This window comes from Bacillus sp. SIMBA_008 (genome assembly GCF_046535495.1).
GTDB classification, from domain to species: Bacteria; Bacillota; Bacilli; order Bacillales; family Bacillaceae; genus Bacillus; species Bacillus subtilis.
In genome coordinates this window covers 1-238 of the sequence record NZ_JAWRWL010001219.1, presented here as the reverse complement: position 1 = coordinate 238, position 238 = coordinate 1, and the positions used below count along the sequence as shown (strand labels likewise).

The 238-nt window shown below is 33.2% G+C and carries 1 pseudogene; it reads left to right on the top strand.

The window, feature by feature from the left end:
* Window positions 1–238: pseudogene (locus SB658_RS27315) on the top strand (DNA polymerase III subunit delta'); the annotation flags it as partial.

The following is a 238-nucleotide window of genomic DNA, read 5'->3' as shown; positions in this document are numbered from 1 at the left end:
CAGAAGCACTCGAATTAAGTCGAAATGATCAGTTTGCAGAGTCTAGAGCGAAAGTGATAAAATTGTATGAAGTCTTACACCAGCGAAAAGAACATGCATTTTTTTATATACAGGATCAATGGATGCCTTTTTTCAAAGAGAAAGACCTTCAAGAAACAGGTCTGGATATGCTTTTATTTATATATCGTGATGTATTGTCGATTCAAATAGGAAATGAAGATAAAGTCATTTATCAAGA